Genomic DNA, 472 nt, shown 5'->3' with positions numbered 1-472 from the left:
TTGTTCCTTGAAAACTGAAGATTCATCAAGACATCAAACCAATTAATTTCACATATGGTCCGTGAGGACCGTGTGTCTTAGACGCTAGATCAAGGTAGAAAGGGCGTACGGTGGATGCCTTGGCACTAGGAGCCGATGAAGGACGCGACGAACAGCGAAATGCCCTGGGGAGTGGTAAGTACACATTGATCCAGGGGTATCCGAATGGGGGAACCCACCGCCGGGAGACTGGCGGGACACCCGTGTGAATACATAGCACGGCGTGAGGCAAACCCGGGGAACTGAAACATCTAAGTACCCGGAGGAAGAGAAAGAAAATTCGATTCCCTGAGTAGCGGCGAGCGAAACGGGAACAGCCCAAACCAGGAAGCATGCTTCCTGGGGTTGTAGGACACTCTATACGGAGTTACAAAGGGATAGGATAGGTGAACGACCTGGAAAGGTCGGCCAGAGAAGGTGACGGCCCTGTAGC

1 rRNA gene is annotated in these 472 nt (G+C 52.8%); it reads left to right on the top strand.

What is annotated here, in order from left to right:
- Positions 1-87 precede the first annotated feature (87 nt).
- Positions 88-472 (top strand): 23S ribosomal RNA (locus KNP06_RS15195); the annotation flags it as partial.

Source organism: Exiguobacterium sp. s21, from assembly GCF_018617975.1.
In the GTDB taxonomy this organism is placed as follows: Bacteria; Bacillota; Bacilli; order Exiguobacteriales; family Exiguobacteriaceae; genus Exiguobacterium; species Exiguobacterium mexicanum_A.
This window is presented reverse-complemented; position numbering and strand designations above follow the sequence as displayed.